At 42.6% G+C, this 19,602-nt stretch carries 17 protein-coding genes and 2 pseudogenes; 18 read left to right on the top strand and 1 reads right to left on the bottom strand.

The window, feature by feature from the left end:
- Positions 1-191: 191 nt before the first annotated feature.
- The 17 genes and pseudogenes from HMPREF2704_RS10135 (at position 192) to proC (ending at position 16,338) form a co-directional block, all read left to right on the top strand.
- Complete coding sequence (locus HMPREF2704_RS10135; RefSeq protein WP_003007730.1) at positions 192-668, top strand: PTS sugar transporter subunit IIA; 477 nt, start codon at positions 192-194, stop codon at positions 666-668.
- 35 nt (positions 669-703) lie between these two features.
- Positions 704-1,009, top strand: a complete 306-nt coding sequence (locus tag HMPREF2704_RS10130; protein WP_003002828.1) for a PTS sugar transporter subunit IIB — start codon at positions 704-706, stop codon at positions 1,007-1,009.
- A gap of 98 nt (positions 1,010-1,107) precedes the next feature.
- Positions 1,108-2,583: a PTS transporter subunit IIC gene (locus HMPREF2704_RS10125; protein ID WP_049474601.1), complete on the top strand. Its 1,476-nt coding sequence runs from the start codon at positions 1,108-1,110 to the stop codon at positions 2,581-2,583.
- Positions 2,584-2,784: 201 nt separating this feature from the next.
- Positions 2,785-3,210 (top strand): galactose-6-phosphate isomerase subunit LacA, encoded by a 426-nt coding sequence (gene lacA, locus HMPREF2704_RS10120; protein ID WP_003007724.1) that lies wholly within the window; start codon positions 2,785-2,787, stop codon positions 3,208-3,210.
- A 16-nt stretch (positions 3,211-3,226) separates the two neighbouring features.
- On the top strand, positions 3,227-3,742 hold the full coding sequence (lacB, locus tag HMPREF2704_RS10115; RefSeq protein ID WP_003002763.1) for a galactose-6-phosphate isomerase subunit LacB: 516 nt from the start codon (positions 3,227-3,229) through the stop codon (positions 3,740-3,742).
- Positions 3,743-3,752: 10 nt separating this feature from the next.
- A complete protein-coding gene (locus HMPREF2704_RS10110) occupies positions 3,753-4,682 on the top strand; it encodes a tagatose-6-phosphate kinase (RefSeq protein WP_049506391.1) in 930 nt (309 codons plus the stop codon).
- A 1-nt stretch (position 4,683) separates the two neighbouring features.
- Complete coding sequence (lacD, locus tag HMPREF2704_RS10105) at positions 4,684-5,664, top strand: tagatose-bisphosphate aldolase (protein WP_070449092.1); 981 nt, start codon at positions 4,684-4,686, stop codon at positions 5,662-5,664.
- Between the two features lie 310 nt (positions 5,665-5,974).
- Positions 5,975-6,808 carry a PRD domain-containing protein gene (locus tag HMPREF2704_RS10100; protein ID WP_021153391.1) on the top strand — a complete coding sequence of 278 codons (834 nt, stop codon included), beginning with the start codon at positions 5,975-5,977 and terminating at the stop codon, positions 6,806-6,808.
- A gap of 34 nt (positions 6,809-6,842) precedes the next feature.
- Entirely contained in the window at positions 6,843-7,160 is a 318-nt protein-coding gene (locus HMPREF2704_RS10095) for a PTS lactose/cellobiose transporter subunit IIA (RefSeq protein WP_003007713.1), read from the top strand.
- Positions 7,160-8,860: a lactose-specific PTS transporter subunit EIIC gene (locus HMPREF2704_RS10090; protein ID WP_049518375.1), complete on the top strand. Its 1,701-nt coding sequence runs from the start codon at positions 7,160-7,162 to the stop codon at positions 8,858-8,860. Before HMPREF2704_RS10095 ends, HMPREF2704_RS10090 begins: the two co-directional genes overlap by 1 nt.
- 214 nt (positions 8,861-9,074) lie before the next feature.
- Positions 9,075-10,481, top strand: a complete 1,407-nt coding sequence (lacG, locus tag HMPREF2704_RS10085; RefSeq protein ID WP_083280250.1) for a 6-phospho-beta-galactosidase — start codon at positions 9,075-9,077, stop codon at positions 10,479-10,481.
- A 126-nt stretch (positions 10,482-10,607) separates the two neighbouring features.
- A complete protein-coding gene (locus HMPREF2704_RS10080; RefSeq protein ID WP_003001728.1) occupies positions 10,608-11,510 on the top strand; it encodes a LysR family transcriptional regulator in 903 nt (300 codons plus the stop codon).
- Positions 11,511-11,513: 3 nt separating this feature from the next.
- Positions 11,514-11,975, top strand: a complete 462-nt coding sequence (gene lspA / locus HMPREF2704_RS10075) for a signal peptidase II (RefSeq protein WP_003001852.1) — start codon at positions 11,514-11,516, stop codon at positions 11,973-11,975.
- A complete protein-coding gene (locus HMPREF2704_RS10070; RefSeq protein ID WP_070449090.1) occupies positions 11,965-12,855 on the top strand; it encodes an RluA family pseudouridine synthase in 891 nt (296 codons plus the stop codon). Before lspA ends, HMPREF2704_RS10070 begins: the two co-directional genes overlap by 11 nt.
- 298 nt (positions 12,856-13,153) lie before the next feature.
- Positions 13,154-14,262: pseudogene (gene proB, locus HMPREF2704_RS10065) on the top strand (glutamate 5-kinase).
- A gap of 10 nt (positions 14,263-14,272) precedes the next feature.
- Positions 14,273-15,519, top strand: a pseudogene (locus HMPREF2704_RS10060) (glutamate-5-semialdehyde dehydrogenase).
- Between the two features lie 3 nt (positions 15,520-15,522).
- Complete coding sequence (proC, locus tag HMPREF2704_RS10055; protein WP_070846552.1) at positions 15,523-16,338, top strand: pyrroline-5-carboxylate reductase; 816 nt, start codon at positions 15,523-15,525, stop codon at positions 16,336-16,338.
- A gap of 287 nt (positions 16,339-16,625) precedes the next feature.
- Here proC and HMPREF2704_RS10050 read toward each other — a convergent pair whose 3' ends face one another.
- Positions 16,626-18,149 (bottom strand): ATP-binding cassette domain-containing protein, encoded by a 1,524-nt coding sequence (locus HMPREF2704_RS10050; RefSeq protein WP_070846550.1) that lies wholly within the window; start codon positions 18,147-18,149, stop codon positions 16,626-16,628.
- 319 nt (positions 18,150-18,468) lie between these two features.
- On the opposite strand from HMPREF2704_RS10050, the gene hemW reads away from it, so the two are divergent.
- Entirely contained in the window at positions 18,469-19,599 is a 1,131-nt protein-coding gene (gene hemW / locus HMPREF2704_RS10045) for a radical SAM family heme chaperone HemW (RefSeq protein ID WP_070846547.1), read from the top strand.
- Positions 19,600-19,602 lie beyond the last annotated feature (3 nt).

The following is a 19,602-nucleotide window of genomic DNA, read 5'->3' as shown; positions in this document are numbered from 1 at the left end:
CGAATTACCGATTTCTGTCCCACTCTCACTTTTTACTTTTTTAAGGATGTTAGAAAATGACGGTTAGGAAGCGCTTTAAAGATGAATATAAACAAAAATAAACAAAATACGACAAAAAATGATTGACAATCAATCAATATAGTGATATACTCTAACCATAAAATAAATAGTTAGATAAGGAGGTGGCAACAATGGGATTAAATCAACTCTTTAACAAAGATCTTGTATTTTGCCTACATGCCAAGGATCAAACAGATCTCTTTGAGCAGGTAGCAAGCTTATTGGAAGAGCGACAGATTGTGACACCAACCTATCGTTCCGCTTTGATTGAGCGTGAAAAGTCTTTCCCGACTGGATTAGACATGGAATTTCTTGGTAAAGACTTACCAAATGTGGCGATCCCGCACACAGACATTGTCCATAATCTCACTGAGAATGTGGTCGTGGTTCGTTTGGATCAACCCGTAACCTTCCATAATATGATTGCTCCAGATAAGGAAGTTCAAGTTTCGCTTTTATTCTTCATTATCAACAATTCAAGCTCTAGCCAAACCAATATTTTGGCCCAGCTGATGGATTTCTTTACATCCAATGGAAATCTCGAAGCTCTATCAAAATTAGATAGTGAAGATAAGCTTTATCAATACATTACGGAAACTATTTCCTAAAACATTCGTAAATATTTATAATGGAGGACATCCAAATGATTAAAATTTTAGCTGCCTGTGGTGCAGGTGTTAACTCTAGCCACCAAATTAAGAATGCGTTGGAAGAAGAGTTGTCAAACCGTGGTTATGATGTGCGTTGTGACGCTGTCATGGTCAAAGATGTCAATGAAGATTTGATTTCAGGTTATGATATCTTTACTCCAATTGCTGCAACTGATTTGGGATTTGATCCTGGTATTCCAGTGGTAGAAGCAGGACCAATTTTATTCCGTATTCCAGCGATGAGTGCGCCAGTCTTTGATAACATCGAAGCTGCCATTAAAGAACATGGATTAAGTTAATATTTTTTTAAACAAGTTTGTAAGCGTTATCCAATGATAAAATTGGGAACACTTTATGCCGTAAATTACAAAAAAATTATAAATCGGGAGGATTTATTATGAATGGCATTATTGATTTTGCCAATAAATTTTTCAAACCCATCCTAGACATGGGTGCTCCGATCATCATGTTGATCGTCTTGACTTTATTGGCTCTCTTGTTTGGAGTGAAATTCTCTAAAGCCCTTGAAGGTGGTATTAAACTTGCCATCGCCCTTACTGGTATCGGTGCCATCATCGGTATGTTGAATGGAGCTTTCTCAGCGTCTCTTGCAAAATTCGTTGAGAACACAGGTATTCAATTGAATATCACTGACGTTGGTTGGGCGCCTCTTGCGACCATCACTTGGGGGTCTGCCTGGACACTTTACTTCTTGTTGATTATGTTGATCGTCAACGTTATCATGCTTGCGATCAAGAAGACTGATACACTTGACGTCGATATCTTCGATATCTGGCACTTGTCTATCACTGGTCTTTTGATCAAATGGTATGCGGACAACAACGGTGTCAGCCAAGGTTTATCACTCTTCTTGGCAACTCTTGCAGTTGTCCTTGTAGGGATTATGAAAATCATCAACTCAGACTTGATGAAACCAACATTTGATGATTTGTTGAATGCACCAAGTTCATCACCTATGACTTCAACTCACATGAACTACATGATGAACCCAATCATCATGGTCTTGGATAAAATCTTTGACAAATTCTTCCCAGGTCTTGATAAATACGACTTCGACGCTGCTAAGTTGAACAAGAAGATCGGTTTCTGGGGATCTAAATTCTTTATCGGTTTCCTTCTTGGTATCGTCATCGGTATCATGGGTACTCCACATCCAGTAGCTGGTGTCCCAGATGCTGCCAAATGGGAATTGGTTATTAAAGGTTGGTTGAGCCTTGGTTTGACTGCCGGTGTCTGCTTGGAATTGTTCTCATTGATCGGTTCTTGGTTCATCGCAGCGGTAGAACCATTGTCACAAGGTATTACAAACGTTGCTACTAAACGTCTTCAAGGACGTAAATTCAACATCGGTTTGGACTGGCCATTTATCGCTGGTCGTGCTGAAATTTGGGCTTGTGCCAACGTACTTGCACCAATCATGTTGATCGAAGCAGTGCTTCTTTCTAAAGTCGGAAATGGTATCTTGCCACTTGCAGGTATCATCGCTATGGGTGTGACTCCAGCCTTGTTGGTTGTAACACGCGGTAAATTGATCCGTATGATCATCTTCGGAAGCCTTCTCTTGCCACTCTTCCTTCTTTCAGGAACATTGATTGCACCATTTGCAACTCAATTGGCTAAGAGTGTTGATGCCTTCCCTAAAGGGGTAGCTTCTACTCAATTGATCACTCACTCAACTCTTGAAGGACCAGTTGAAAAATTGCTCGGTTGGACAATCGGTAACGCAACAACTGGTGATATCAAAGCTATCCTTGGTGTAGTTGTCTTCTTGGCATTCTATATCGGAATCTTCGCTTGGTACAGAAAACAAATGATCAAACGTAACGAAGAATATGCTGCAAATGCAAAATAATCATCACATGTAGTTTGAAAACTGACACCATATCTTTTCTAGATATGGTGTTTTTATTTTAAAAAATGTTCGAAAATAAACAATTAAATGTTGACTTTCGTTCGAAATAGGTGTAATATAATATCAAAAGTAAGAAAATGTTTCTTTGTGAAAAATTAACAACAGGAATATTTGCTGAAACAAACAAAAGGAGGACAGGACATGTCTATTGTAATTGGTGCAGATGCTGCAGGATTAAGATTAAAAGATCTCGTGAAAGAGTTTCTTGTAAAAGAAAACTTCGATGTTGTAGATGTAACCGCTGAAGGTCAAGATTTTGTAGATGTGACACTTGCAGTTGCGAGCGAAGTGAACAAAAACGATCAAAATCTTGGAATCGTGATTGATGCTTATGGAGCTGGTCCATTTATGGTTGCGACTAAAATCAAAGGAATGGTGGCAGCAGAAGTTTCAGATGAACGTTCTGCTTATATGACACGTGGACACAACAATTCTCGAATGATTACCATGGGAGCTGAAATTGTTGGAGATGAATTGGCGAAAAACATTGCCAAAGGCTTCGTCAATGGTAAATACGACGGTGGCCGTCACCAAATCCGTGTTGATATGTTGAATAAGATGTGCTAATGAGAGGAGAATTCAAATGAGAATTGCAATTGGTTGTGATCACATTGTGACAAATGAAAAAATGGCTGTTTCTGATTTTTTGAAATCAAAAGGATACGAAGTGCTCGACTTTGGGACTTATGACCATACACGTACCCACTATCCAATCTTTGGTAAGAAAGTCGGTGAAGCCGTAGCAAGTGGCCAAGCAGATCTTGGAGTTTGTATCTGTGGTACTGGTGTTGGGATTAACAATGCGGTTAACAAAGTACCAGGTATCCGTTCTGCCTTGGTACGCGATATGACAACTGCTCTTTATGCAAAAGAAGAATTGAACGCAAATGTGATCGGGTTTGGTGGTAAAATTACGGGTGAATTGCTCATGTGCGATATCATTGAAGCATTCATTCACGCTGAATACAAACCAACTGAAGAAAATAAAAAATTGATCGCTAAGATCCAACATGTGGAAACCCATAATGCTCATCAAGCGGATGCTGATTTCTTTACAGAATTCCTTGAAAAATGGGACCGTGGTGAATACCACGACTAAGAGGTGACGTATGATATTAACGGTCACGCTGAACCCTTCGATTGATATTTCTTATCCTTTGGATGTACTCCAGTTGGATACAGTCAATCGTGTGGCTGAGGTGAGTAAGACAGCTGGTGGGAAAGGTCTCAATGTTACCCGTGTACTTTCTGAGATTAAGGATCCAGTGGCAGCGACTGGCCTACTTGGTGGTCGAACGGGGCAATTCATTCTCGATCATTTAGGAGAAGGAATAGAGGAACGTTTCTTTGAAATTGCTGGAGATACACGTAATTGTATCGCCATCCTTCACGAAGGCAAGCAAACAGAAATCTTAGAAAAAGGTCCAACCATTTCTGAGAAAGAAGGGCAAGACTTTGTCGACCATTATCGTCACTTGGTTGAACAAGTAGAGGTTGTAGCCATCTCTGGAAGTCTTCCTGCTGGTTTACCAGTGGACTACTATGCTAGCCTTGTCAAGGTTGCAAGCGAAGCAGGAAAACCAGTCGTACTCGATTGCTCGGGAGCTTCTTTAGAAGCTGCCATTCAAGCAGCTGTTAAGCCTACGGTCATTAAACCAAACAATGAAGAATTATCACAGTTGTTAGGAAAAGAAGTGAGTAAGAATGTGGAAGACTTAAAAGAAGTTCTTCAGGATTCTCTCTTTGATGGCATCGAATGGGTGATTGTCTCCCTTGGTGCAAATGGCGCTTTCGCTAAGCATGGGGATGTCTTCTATAAGGTAGATATTCCTAAGATTGCTGTCGTCAATCCAGTCGGATCTGGTGATTCGACTGTTGCAGGGATTGCATCTGGTCTCTATCATCATGAGAGTGACGCAGACTTGCTCAAGAAAGCAAATGTTCTTGGAATGTTAAATGCGCAAGAAGCAAAAACAGGACATGTCAACATGGGGCACTATGATGCCTTGTATCAACAATTAATCGTAAAAGAGGTATAAAATGGTATTAACAGAACAAAAACGCAACTATTTGGAACGTCTTAGTACAAAAGACGGTGTTATTTCAGCTTTGGCCTTCGACCAACGTGGGGCTTTGAAACGCTTGATGGCCAAATACCAAGACACTGAGCCAACTGTAGCACAAATGGAAGAATTGAAAGTTCTCGTAGCAGATGAATTGACAAAATATGCTTCATCAATGTTGTTGGACCCAGAATATGGTTTGCCTGCTACGAAAGCCTTGGACAAAGATGCTGGTCTCTTGCTTGCATACGAAAAGACAGGCTACGATACATCCAGCACCAAACGCTTGCCTGACTGCTTGAACCTTTGGTCAGCAAAACGCATCAAAGAACAAGGTGCTGATGCTGTGAAATTCTTGCTCTACTATGATGTAGATAGTGCAGAAGAACTCAACCAAGAAAAACAAGCTTACATCGAACGCATTGGTTCAGAATGTGTGGCAGAGGACATTCCATTCTTCCTTGAAATCTTGGCTTATGACGAAGGAATTGCAGATGCAACCTCTGCTGAATATGCGAAAGTGAAACCTCGTAAAGTCATTGAAGCTATGAAAGTCTTCTCAGATCCTCGTTTCAATATCGATGTCTTGAAAGTGGAAGTTCCAGTTAATGTGAACTTCGTGGAAGGATTTGGAGAAGGAGAAGTTGTCTATAGTCGTGAAGAAGCGGCTGCTTTCTTCAAAGAACAAGAAGAAGCAACCAACCTTCCATACATCTACCTCAGTGCAGGTGTATCTGCAAAACTCTTCCAAGAAACCTTGGAATTTGCTCATGCATCTGGTGCAAACTTCAACGGTGTTCTTTGTGGACGTGCGACATGGGCAGGTTCAGTAGAAGCTTACATCAAAGATGGAGAAGCAGCTGCTCGTGAATGGCTTCGTACAGAAGGTCGTCAAAATATTGAAGAATTGAATGCGGTCTTGGCTAAAGTGGCAACACCTTGGACAGAACGCGTGTAAGAAACAAATCGTTATTGCCTCCTAAAGCAACATTTAGAACATTGGAAGGAAGAAATTCCTTCCAATGTTCTTCATTATTTTTAGGCTTTGTTTATTTTTTATAAAAAAATGTTTAAAAATTTTCGCTGTAAGGGTTTACAAAATAAAAAACATATGATAGAATAAGTTCATAAGTTGAATAGCAGTGAGCGTTACTAAGTTAGATTAGGCGTGACCACAAGTAGACTGAACAATTAGTGTAGGCTAGTTTTTTCGGTTGCTTCGTGGTCATTTTTATTTGCTTTTAACAAATTTTACAAAGGAGAGCCTCATGTATCGTATTATCCATCCAATGAACAATAATGTTGCTTTGGTTCAAAATGAACTACAACAAGAGTTGATTGTTATTGGGAGTGGGATTGCATTTGGGAAAAAGAAAAATGATCTAGTAGCTGATGATAAGGTCGAAAAAGTATTTCGTTTAAATACGGATGAGTCAAGAGAAAACTTTATGGCCCTTCTAAAGGATGTTCCTCTTGATTTCATTACAACCACTTATGAAGTGATTGATACCTTGTCTAAGAAATATGCCTATCCTGTTCAAGAATATATCTATGTGACATTAACAGATCACATCTTTTGTTCTTACCAGGCAGTTCAACAGGGAAGATATAAATACAGTGACCTTCCTGATGTGTCTGCTATGCACCCGATTCCCTATAAAATCGCAAAAGAAGCGATTGAGATCTTTCGAAAGCGGCTCTTGGATCAATTTCCTGACGATGAAGTGAATCGCATCGCTTATCATTTCATTAATGCACAAGGGGAAATGATTCATGAGCAAGATCCAGATGTCCAGGACCGACAAGTTATTTTGAAAGCTGTAGAAGAAAAACTAGCTCAAAATGGATTGAAACGGAAAGAAGAAAACAGTCATTTCTATGATCGCTTTATGATCCATCTCAATTATTTCCTAGATTCGCTAGATAAGGGAAGAGAAGATCCAGAAGGTTTGAGCGAGATGGAACAACTGATTCAGCTAAGTTATCCAAAGGCTTATGAGATTAGTCATCAAATCTACCAAACCATCGCTGAACAGACAGGAGCCAAGATATCTCCTAATGAAAAAGTCTATTTAGCTCTTCATATTCAACGTCTATTATAAAAATTTTCAAAAGGTATCATAAGGAGGAACCAACATGAATAAAGAAGAAGTCCAATTACTTGGCTTTGAAATTGTCGCTTATGCCGGTGACGCTCGATCAAAATTAGTGGAAGCCTTAAAAGCTGCTGAAAATGGTGATTTTGCTAAAGCAGAATCCTTAGTAGAAGAAGCAGGGTCTTGTATCGCTGAGGCTCACAAATCTCAAACGACCATGCTAGCGCATGAAGCAGCAGGAGAAGAAATCCCCTATAGCATTACCATGATGCATGGTCAAGACCATCTCATGACAACGATCCTATTAAAAGACGTGATTCACCATCTGATTGAACTATATAAAAGAGGAGCGAAATAATGAATAAACTGATTGAACTGATTGAAAAAGGGAAACCATTCTTTGAAAAGATTTCTCGAAACAAATATTTGCGAGCGATTCGGGATGGCTTTATTGCAGGGATGCCTGTTATCCTTTTCTCATCTATTTTCATCCTAATTGCGTATGTACCAAACGCTTGGGGATTCCATTGGTCTAAAGATATTGAAACTTTCTTGATGACTCCATATAGCTATTCTATGGGCATCTTGGCCTTCTTCGTTGGTGGGACAACGGCTAAGGCTTTGACTGATTCAATGAACCGTGACCTCCCAGCAACCAACCAAATCAACTTCATTTCTACAATGTTGGCTTCTATGGTTGGCTTCTTGCTCATGGCTGCTGAACCTGCTAAAGATGGCGGATTCTTAACAGCATTCATGGGGACTAAAGGGTTGCTAACAGCCTTTATTGCAGCCTTTGTTACCGTTAATGTTTACAAGGTCTGCGTGAAAAACAATGTGACGATTCGCATGCCAGACGAAGTTCCACCAAATATCTCTCAAGTATTTAAAGACTTGATTCCATTCACTGTATCAGTGGTTCTCCTTTATGGACTTGAATTGATTGTTAAGGGCGGTCTCGGTGTAACAGTAGCTGAATCTATCGGTACGCTTCTTGCTCCTCTCTTCTCAGCAGCAGATGGTTATGTTGGAATTACGATCATTTTCGGTGCTTTTGCATTCTTCTGGTTTATTGGTATTCACGGCCCATCTATCGTTGAGCCTGCGATTGCAGCGATCACTTATGCAAATGCCGAAGTCAACTTGAACTTGATTCAACAAGGAATGCACGCTGATAAGATCCTTACTTCAGGTACTCAAATGTTTATCGTTACTATGGGTGGTACTGGTGCGACTCTTGTCGTTCCATTCATGTTCATGTGGTTAACGAAATCAAAACGTAACCGTGCAATTGGACGTGCATCTGTAGTTCCAACATTCTTTGGTGTTAACGAACCAATCTTGTTCGGTGCTCCATTGGTATTGAACCCAATCTTCTTCATTCCATTTATCTTTGCTCCAATTGCAAACGTATGGATCTTCAAATTCTTTGTTGATACCTTGGGAATGAACTCATTTACTTCTAACCTACCATGGACAACTCCTGGACCTCTGGGTATTGTTCTTGGTACGAACTTCCAAGTACTTTCATTCATCCTTGCTGCACTTCTTGTTGTAGTAGACGTGATCATTTACTACCCATTCGTTAAAGTTTACGATGAACAAATTCTTGAAGAAGAACGTTCAGGTAAATCAAACGATAGCTTGAAAGAAAAAGTTGCTGCAAACTTTAACACTGCAAAAGCAGATGCTATTCTTGAAAAAGCTGGTGTTGAAGGTGAACCAGTTCAAAACAATATCACAAAAGAAACAAACGTATTGGTTCTTTGTGCCGGTGGTGGAACTAGTGGACTTCTTGCCAATGCTTTGAATAAAGCTGCTGCAGAATACAATGTTCCTGTGAAGGCTGCTGCTGGTGGTTACGGTGCTCACCGTGAAATGTTGCCAGAATTTGACCTTGTTATCCTTGCTCCTCAAGTAGCTTCAAACTATGAAGATATGAAGGCTGAAACAGATAAACTTGGAATCAAATTGGCTAAGACTGAAGGAGCTCAATACATCAAGTTGACTCGTGATGGTAAAGGCGCTCTTGCATTCGTTCAAGCTCAATTCGATTAACGATAGGGACTGTGAAACAGTCTCCTATCGTAACGGAAATCGCTATGGCGATTTTCCTAATCGACTTGTTAATTCGTCGGTAAAAATATATCGTTTTTACCTCCTCATGTCACAATTCGGTGGCTTGGTACAAGAAGTGAGATGGAGATGGATGGCTCACTAACTCCTCTCCATCTTGCTTTATTTTTATTTTATGATTGAGAAGGGGAAACTTATGTCAAAAACATTACCTAAAGATTTTATTTTCGGTGGGGCAACAGCGGCATATCAGGCTGAAGGTGCAACTCATACAGATGGTAAAGGACCAGTTGCATGGGACAAATACTTAGCAGACAACTATTGGTATACTGCTGAACCAGCAAGTGATTTCTACCATAAATATCCAGTAGACTTACAGTTGGCGGAAGAATATGGCGTAAACGGAATTCGTATTTCTATTGCTTGGTCACGTATTTTCCCAACTGGTTATGGTGAAGTCAATCCAAAAGGGGTAGAATTCTATCATAAGTTATTTGCGGAATGCCACAAACGTCATGTAGAACCATTCGTAACTCTTCACCACTTTGATACTCCAGAAGCTCTTCACTCAAACGGAGACTTCTTGAATCGTGAAAATATCGAACACTTTGTAGATTACGCTGCCTTCTGTTTCGAAGAATTCCCAGAAGTCAACTACTGGACAACCTTCAATGAAATTGGCCCAATCGGTGATGGTCAATACTTAGTAGGTAAATTCCCACCAGGTATTCAATATGACCTTGCCAAAGTCTTCCAATCACACCACAATATGATGGTTTCTCATGCACGTGCTGTGAAATTGTACAAAGACAAAGGCTACAAAGGTGAAATCGGGGTTGTTCACGCCCTTCCAACTAAGTATCCATTGGATCCTAAAAATCCTGCAGACGTACGGGCTGCTGAGTTGGAAGATATCATCCACAACAAATTTATCTTGGATGCAACCTACCTTGGACACTATTCAGATGCAACCATGGAAGGTGTAAACCACATTTTGTCTGTTAATGGTGGTAGCTTGGATCTTCGTGACGAAGACTTTGCAGCACTTGAAGCAGCTAAAGATTTGAACGACTTCCTTGGAATTAACTACTACATGAGTGACTGGATGGAAGCCTTTGATGGTGAAACTGAAATCATCCACAATGGTAAAGGGGAGAAAGGAAGCTCTAAATACCAAATCAAAGGTGTTGGACGTCGTGTAGCTCCTGACTATGTACCTCGTACTGACTGGGACTGGATCATCTACCCTCAAGGTTTGTATGATCAAATCATGCGTGTCAAGAAAGATTATCCAAACTACAAGAAGATCTACATCACTGAAAACGGACTTGGATACAAAGATGAATTTGTGGACAACACGGTTTACGATGATGGCCGGATCGATTATGTGAAACAACACTTGGAAGTCTTGTCTGATGCGATTGCCGATGGGGCAAACGTCAAGGGCTACTTCATCTGGTCATTAATGGATGTCTTCTCATGGTCAAATGGTTATGAAAAACGCTATGGTCTCTTCTATGTTGATTTCGATACACAAGAACGTTATCCTAAGAAATCGGCTCATTGGTACAAGAAAGTAGCAGAAAGCCAAGTGATTGAATAAGGATCAACTGGAACTGTTTTAGTTCCAGTTTTTTATTTTCACTTGATGAAGGTCTCTTAAACGCATCTCTTCTTTCAGCCCCTAATTTATGGTATAATAGATCGATACTGTAATAAGGAAAATAGAATGAATATACAACAATTACGATATGTAGTGGCGATTGCCAATAGTGGTACTTTTCGTGAAGCTGCTGAAAAAATGTATGTGAGTCAGCCGAGCTTGTCCATATCCGTCAGAGATCTGGAAAAGGAACTGGGCTTTAAAATTTTTCGTCGAACTAGTTCGGGGACATTTTTGACCCGTCGGGGAATGGAATTTTATGAAAAAGCGCAGGACGTGGTTAAGGGGTTTGATATTTTTCAAAATCAATATGCCAGTCCTGAAGAAGAGAAGAAAGAATTCTCTATTTCTAGTCAACACTATGACTTCTTGCCGCCTTTGATGACGGAATTCTCGATCCGCTATCCGGAAAATAAAAACTTCCGCATCTTTGAGTCAACGACGGTCCAAATTTTGGATGAAGTAGCTCAAGGGCATAGTGAGTTGGGGATTATTTATCTCAACCGTCAAAATACCAAGGGAATTATGCAACGGGTCGATAAATTAGGGCTTGAAGTAGTGGATTTGATTCCTTTTCAGACTCATATTTACCTTCGCAAGGGACACCCTCTGGCTAAGAAGAAAAAACTGGTCATGGAAGATCTAGCTCAGTTGCCAACTGTTCGCTTTACCCAAGAAAAAGATGAGTACCTCTATTATTCAGAGAACTTTGTCGATACCAGTTCGAGCTCCCAAATGTTCAATGTAACCGACCGGGCTACCTTGAATGGGATCTTGGAGCGGACAGATGCTTATGCGACAGGATCAGGCTTTTTAGATAGCCAGTCCGTGAATGGCATCACCGTTATTCCTTTGGAAGATAACCTGGACAATAAAATGGTCTATGTCAAACGCGAAGAGATGGATCTCTCTCCTGTAGCAGAGAAGTTTGTCGAGGTTATGGTAGAATATTTTGATCAAAAGAGGTAAGAAATGAAGAGAAAAACAATGGTCCCAGTAGCGATCGTCCTTTTGGTCCTACTGGATCAGCTGGTCAAATGGTATGTGGTGAAGAACATTCCACTGGGTGTCGTCAAGTCTTTTATTCCCCATGTGGTTAGTCTGACCTATCTTCAAAACACAGGTGCAGCTTTTTCGCTTCTTGAAAATCAGCAATGGTTCTTTACACTCATCACTCTAGTCGTGATGGTAGGGGCCTTTTACTATCTTTATAAGCACCTCAAAGGTTCGCTTTGGATGGTGACAGGCTTGACCTTGGTTATTGCAGGTGGCTTGGGGAATTTTATCGATCGCCTGCGTCAGGGATTTGTAGTCGATATGTTCCACCTGGACTTTATGAATTTTGCCATTTTTAATGTAGCAGATAGCTATTTGACAGTTGGAGTTTTCTTGCTCCTGATCCTGATGTTGAAAGAGGAAACGCATGGAAATTAAAATCGAAGTAGCCGGTGCGCGACTGGATAAAGCTTTGGCGGATTTGACCCCCTTGTCACGAGCTGTGGCTAATGAGCAGATCAAAGAAGGAAAAGTTCTGGTCAATGGGACTGTGAAAAAAGCCAAGTACACGGTCAAAGAAGGAGACGTCATCCAGTATGAAGTACCAGAAGTGGAAGAGGTCAGCTATGAAGCAGAAGATCTGCCCTTAGACATCGTCTATGAGGACCAGGATGTCGTCGTCGTTAATAAACCTCAAGGCATGGTTGTTCACCCTAGTGCGGGTCATACCAGTGGGACCTTGGTCAATGCGCTCTTATACCATGTCAAGGACCTTTCTGGGATCAATGGGGAATTGCGTCCAGGGATCGTTCATCGGATTGATAAAGACACGTCAGGCCTCTTGATGATCGCAAAAAATGACCAAGCTCACGTCGCCTTAGCAGAGGAACTAAAAGGCAAAAAATCTCTACGGAAGTATTGGGCCATTGTCCATGGCAACCTTCCCAACGATCGTGGGATGATTGAAGCACCAATTGGTCGTAGTGAAAAGGACCGGAAAAAACAAGCGGTGACGACTAAAGGAAAACCAGCAGTGACCCGTTTTCAGGTTTTGGAACGCTTTGGGAATTACACCTTAGTAGAGTTGCAACTGGAGACCGGTCGCACCCACCAAATTCGGGTGCACATGGCCTATATTGGCCATCCAGTAGCTGGAGATCCTGCTTATGGTCCTAAGAAGACACTCAAAGGACAAGGACAGTTTCTTCATGCGCGGACACTTGGTTTTACCCACCCTCGCACAGGCGAGACCTTGGAATTTACAGCAGAAGTGCCAGCGATCTTTGAAAAAACGCTGGAAGACCTTCGAAAAGGATAATGAAGATGGGAGTGGGAAAGAACTCCTAAATTTAGAAAAGGTTGAAAAGTTTTCCCAAACCTTTTCAATCTTCCCACCCCGCATAGCTCCAACAGTCTGGGAGACTGTTGAAGGTTGCAGATAAAGGAAACTTTGTTTCCCTCATTAGGTCATCTTTGGAGCCTAAAAAGCGAACAAAGATTCCAATCAACCACTGCGTCATACTGTTATTACTATCAAACATTGAGAGCTGGACAGTTTTTGTCCAGCCTCACTTTCATTACATACGAAATAAATAGTATTAGAAAGAAACATAGAGATGAAAGCAAAACGAATCGTCTTTAAAGTAGGGACCTCGTCTTTGACCAATCCCGATGGGAGTCTCTCCAGACAGAAGGTCAAGGTCATTACCCAGCAGTTGGCTCTCTTACACGAATCGGGCCATGAGTTGATCTTGGTCTCATCAGGGGCGGTTGCTGCTGGATTCGGTGCCCTTGGTTTTAAGAAACGGCCGACTAAGGTGGCAGACAAGCAAGCCTCTGCGGCAGTTGGTCAAGGTTTATTGATGGAAGAATATACCTCTAATCTTCTTTTACGCAACATTGTTTCTGCACAGATTTTATTAACCCAGGATGACTTTGCGGATCAACGTCGCTATAAGAATGCCCACCAGGCCCTTTCTGTCTTACTCAACCGTGGGGCGATTCCGATTATCAATGAAATGATACGGTCTCTATCGCTGAGCTAAAAGTTGGTGACAATGATACCTTGAGTGCGCAGGTTGCGGCCATGGCCCAGGCGGATCTTTTGGTGCTGTTGACGGATGTGGATGGCCTCTATACAGCCAATCCTTCTCAGGATCCAACAGCCAAGCGTTTGGAGCGGATCGAGCACATTTCTCGCGAGATGATCGAGATGGCTGGAGGTGCAGGTAGTAGCAATGGAACTGGCGGAATGCTGACCAAACTCAAGGCAGCGACCCTGGCGACAGAGTCTGGGGTTCCTGTCTATATTTGCTCATCTCTCAAGCCTGATGCCTTGATCGAAGCGGCGCAAGAACAAGCAGATGGTAGTAACTTCCTTGCAGAGGACAAGGGGTTAAAAACCCAGAAGCAATGGCTAGCCTTTTATGCAGAAAGTAAAGGAGCTCTTTGGGTGGATGCTGGAGCGGCTGAGGCCTTGTTGCAATACGGAAAGAGCTTATTAATTTCGGGTGTGACCAAGGCAGAAGGGGATTTTTCTTATCAAGACATCGTCAGCGTCTATCATCAAGAGTCAGGACAATTGCTAGGGAAAGGGAAAGTTCGTCTCGGCCAGTCGGCTGTACACGATATGCTCCAATCTAAAAAAGCCAAGGGAATCCTTATCCACCGGGATGATTGGATCTCGGTAACCCCTGAGATTGACTTACTCTTTACAGAATTCTAAAGGAAAATGTATGGAAACAACACAAGAACAATTAGCCTTAGCGAGATCGGCTAAGAAAAGCATCAATACGGCCAGTACAGCTCTTAAAAATCAGGCCTTAGAAGCTATGGCCAGTCAGCTTCTGAAAGCGACGGAAGCCATTTTAGCAGCCAATCAAATCGATATGGAAGCGGCACGCGGGAAGATCTCTGAAGTCATGCTAGATCGTCTATTTCTTGATCAAGAGCGGATTGAAGGGATGGCAGAAGGGATCCGTGCTTTAATCGATCTGCCAGATCCGATTGGGGAAGTGCTGGATACTGAAGTTTTGGAAAATGGCCTTGAAATCCAGAAAGTTCGAGTCGCTATGGGCGTCATTGGGATCATTTATGAAAGCCGTCCAAATGTAACGTCAGACGCTGCAGCGCTTGCATCAAGAGTGGAAATGCAGTGGTTCTTCGTACTGGAAAGGATGCCTTTCATTCTGCCCAAGCGATCGTGACCGCACTCAAGGCTGGATTGGAAGAAGTCGGACTCAATCCAGACCTTCTCCAATTGATCCAAGATACGAGTCGAGCTTCCAGCCTTGCTATGATGAAGGCTAAGGGCTATCTAGATTTGCTCATTCCACGTGGTGGTGCTGGATTGATCCAAGCGGTGGTTGAAAATGCCATTGTCCCCGTGATCGAGACAGGAACTGGAATTGTTCATGTCTATGTGGACAAGGAGGCTGACTTCCAGAAAGCCCTAGCGATTATTGAAAATGCCAAGACCAGTCGCCCCTCTGTCTGCAACGCTATGGAGGTCTTGTTGGTCGATCGAGCGATCGCGTCTGATTTCTTGCCTTTGGTCAAAGAGCGCTTAGTGGATGCACGAGAAAGATCCGTTGAGTTGCGCGTAGATGAGCAAGCACAGGCCATCATTTCGGGAACAGCAGCACAGGAGCAGGATTTTGATACCGAATTTTTAGATTATATATTAGCAGTCAAGGTCGTTGATGGAGTTGAGGAAGCGGTGGACCACATAGAAGCCCACAGCACCCATCATTCGGATGCCATTGTGACTGAAAATCCTGAGACAGCCGCTTATTTTACAAAGCAAGTAGATTCAGCAGCCGTTTATGTCAATGCGTCTACACGCTTTACAGATGGGGGTCAATTTGGCCTAGGTTGTGAAATGGGGATCTCGACCCAAAAACTCCATGCGCGTGGACCAATGGGACTGCGGGAGATGACTAGTTACAAGTATATCGTCAGTGGAAATGGTCAAGTGAGGTAAGTCATGAAAGTAGCATTTATCGGTCTTGGAAATATGGGAGCTAGTCTGGCCAAAGCGGTCGCAAAAGAAGTAGCTGCCACAGACCTGCTCTTGGTCAATCGTTCCCCTAAAAAGGTGGAAGAGTTTATCAGCCAGTATGGCGGCAAAGCATCTCATGTTCAACAGGCATTTGAAGAGGCAGAGATTATCTTCTTAGGAGTCAAACCCTACCAGATCTGCCCTTTACTAGAAGAGTACCAGGACATTTTGGGCCAACACTCCAATCTCCTGTTGGTTTCTATGGCAGCAGGTCTGGAACTGGAGCAAATGGCAAGTGTGGTTAAAAATGAGCGGGTGGGGCTTATCCGCATCATGCCTAATACGCCCGTAGCCATCGGTCAAGGTGTCATTAGTCTGACCCGCTCCCAAGCAGTGACAGACCAACAACTAGCCCAAGTCAACCAGCTCTTAGCAGGAGCAGGAGCTCTCTATGAAATCGAAGAAAAACTGATGGATCCTGCAACTGCTGTTGCAGGCTGTGGTCCAGCCTTTGTCTATCAGATGATTGAGGCCATGGCGGATGCAGGAGTAGCCTTGGGATTACCACGTAGTCAGTCTCTTCAGATGGCGGCCCAGACCTTCCAAGGCGCTAGTCAAATGGTCCTAGAGACAGGTGAGCACCCAGCCCGCTTGCGAGATGCAGTTTGTAGCCCAGGTGGCTCAACTATCGCAGGAGTCAATCGCTTAGAACAAGTCGGCCTACGGGGCGACATTATTGCAGGTGTGGAAGCTGCCTACAAACGCACCCAAGAAATGGGACAAGAGGCAGGGCGAAATTAGATAAAATAATTGGTCAAAACCAAGTTTGGAGAACGTTGACGAACTGTTCTTTTATACAAATCTAACAAATTCAGAGTTATCCAATCCTCTATTGAAACTTTTCGCTGTGAGAAAAGTGCCTGAAACTTAATGGTTTCAGGCACTCGGGAGTTTTGAAACCTTAGGTTCAAAACTAAGTCATGGAACTTCTATGAAGTTCGCTGACGTCCGTTCTCGCCTAAGGAAAGTTTCTAAGAGGACTTTATTTTAAATGTAAAAGATTGGTTTTTGGGCCAATCTTTTTTACGTTAGAGCGACTCTATCTCTACGAAGCCATTTTCAGTCAGACGATAGATTTTTTGGCAGACTTCTTTGAGGAAGGTCCGATCGTGGGACACTGTAACCAGTCCGCCTGGGTAGTCTGCGAATAGGCGACGAATTTCTGGTTGGGAAGTGGGGGAAAAATTACGAGTAGGCTCGTCCAAGAGCAGAAACTGGGGACTTGTGAGTACTAATTGAAGGAGGAAGAGTTTTCCTTGCTGGCCACCAGAAAGTTCAGAGATAGGATGATGCATTTCAGAATAAGTAAAGTTGAGGGAGGCTAAATGCAATTGAATAGTGTTGATTTCTTCGCGATCACCTGAATGCTGTAGAAATTGAACGGGTGTCTGAGTCAGAGGGAGGCCTTCAGTGTAATCTTGAGGCATATAGGCAGTGCGGATACTCTCATTCTTCCGTAAGATCTCCCAGATCATTTTTAGGAAAGTGGATTTCCCAACACCGTTGGAACCGATAATTCCTATCTTATCCTGCCCTTGAAGTGTGAGGGAGAGGTTCTTGACCAGGACACGGTCACCAATTGCGAGCTCTTCCTGATCTAAGAGAAGGACTCGTTTTTGAGGAGACAAGGGAGTGAGGGGAGGAAAATGCAGATTGATGATTTCCTCATCATAGGGTTGGGAAGTCATGGATTGGAATTCTCGCTCGTAGCGCTTTTCTTGTGAGAGGAGGGACTTCATTTTCTTTGCCAGGAGACGTCCAGCAGTGCTATCTTTGGTATTTCGTAAGGAAGTTTGGACTTGCTGACGGACGCGACGGTGCTTCTCCATTGTTTTTCGGTAGGCTCGTTGATCGTTGGCCGCTTGCTGAGACTGTTGCTTAAATTGTTGTTCCCTCTGGCTACTGTAGTCTTGATAGCCTAGGTGCTCTACGATGGTTTCAGCTTCCTTGCGGTGTTTGATCTGTCTGAGGTGTATGATGGTATCCGCCGTCTGAGTCAAAAAATCCTCATGATGGGAAATAAATATGATGGTTTGGGGACTCGTTTGGATCATCTGCTGGAGCCAGTCCAGAGTTTCCAAATCCAGATCGTTTGAAGGTTCATCTAAAAATAGCAATTCATGAGGACAACAAAGTTCGTGAAGCAGTTGGACTTTGAGGGCTTCTCCTCCAGATAGACTTCCGATAGCTTGGTCGCTTGCAAATCGGTCGCTATTAAATTGCAATTGATCAGCCAGTCTGTAGAGGCTGGCATAGTCTAGCTCGTCCTCTCCAAAAAAATATTCTTCCAAGGTTTTCCTCTTCAATGTTTCCGGCAACGCCTGGGGAATATAGGCATAGGAGTGAAAGGAAGTGGTGATTTCTCCTTCCGTGATCAGATAATCTGGTAGGGATTTTGGGGACATAAGGACCTGAAGCAAGGAAGATTTTCCATTTCCTTCTTCGCCAATAATGGCAACTTTTTCCCCTTCATGAATGGTTAGGGACAGATCGCGAACCAAATCTCGTAAATCTTTTGTATGGCGGATGGTAAGGTGGGATAGTTTTAGCATAAGATTCCTTTCTACTGGGGCAAAAAAAACAGCTCTACCTATTTAGTAGAGCTGTATTCATGTGGAACCCAGGCAGAAAAAGACCTTATTTAGCCAAAAAAAGTTGGGAAATAGGCAAGAGGGTACACAAAAAGAGATAGAACAAGCAGTCCACTAAATAAAGTATTTTATTTAACGAAACTTAGTTGTTCATATCTCCTTACCTCCGAATATGATTAGATTTATTCTATTCCTTTTATTCGTTAATGTCAAGGAATTCCTTGCTTCTTATTCCCTTTTCTTTTCGGACTCGGGGGGATTTTATGGTATAATTAAAGATATGCATACAAAACCAACGTCCGCTTATGTCCACATCCCATTTTGTACCCAGATTTGTTTTTATTGTGATTTTTCGAAGGTCTTTATTAAGAACCAACCGGTCGATGCTTATCTAGATCATTTGATCCAAGAATTTCGTCGGGAAGAAATTACAAACTTACGGACTCTCTATATCGGGGGTGGGACACCGACGGCCTTATCTGCAGATCAGCTAGCCTATCTTCTTAAGGAGCTGACCAAGTCGCTTGATCTGTCTCAGATGGAGGAGTTGACCATCGAGGCCAATCCTGGTGATTTGGATCCGGATAAGATTGCGGTCTTGAAGGATTCGCCGGTTAATCGGGTTTCATTGGGCGTGCAGACTTTTGATAATCGCTTGCTCAAGAAGATCGGTCGGAGCCATCAAGAGCAGGATATTTATGATAATATCGACCGTCTGAAGCTGGCTGGTTTTGACAATATTTCGATCGACCTCATCTATGCACTTCCGACGCAAACCATGGACCAGGTCAAAGAGAATGTCGCTAAGGCTCTTGCCCTTGACATTCCCCACATGAGTCTTTATAGCTTGATTCTGGAGAATCACACAGTTTTTATGAATCGCATGAGACGGGGCAAGCTTCCTCTACCAAAAGAGGAGTTGGAAGCAGAGATGTTTGAATACATTATTCAGGAGTTGGAGCGAGCGGGCTTTGAGCATTACGAAATTTCTAATTTCTCCAAGCCTGGTTTTGAAAGTCGACACAATCTCATGTATTGGGACAATGCTGAGTATTATGGTCTGGGAGCTGGAGCATCCGGCTATGTCGATGGGATTCGCTACAAGAATCATGGCCCCATTCGTCACTATATGCAAGCTGTCGAAGAGGGAAATGCGCGTGTCCAAGAAGAGCATCTGACTCAGACAGAAATGATGGAAGAAGAGATGTTTCTAGGACTACGTAAGAAAACAGGCGTTTCCAAGAAGCGTTTTGAAGAAAAATTTGGTGTGAATTTTGACCAACAATATGGACCGGTGGTTGAGGAATTGATCCAGCAGGGACTTTTGGTCCCTGACAAGGACATTGTACGAATGACCAAGAAAGGTCTCTTTTTAGGAGACACTGTAGCAGAGAAGTTTATTTTGGAGTAGAAA

Source organism: Streptococcus sp. HMSC076C09 (genome assembly GCF_001837905.1).
In the GTDB taxonomy this organism is placed as follows: domain Bacteria; phylum Bacillota; class Bacilli; order Lactobacillales; family Streptococcaceae; genus Streptococcus; species Streptococcus parasanguinis_I.
Note: the sequence above shows the minus strand (reverse complement) of the source record. Positions and strands in the feature narration are given on the sequence as shown.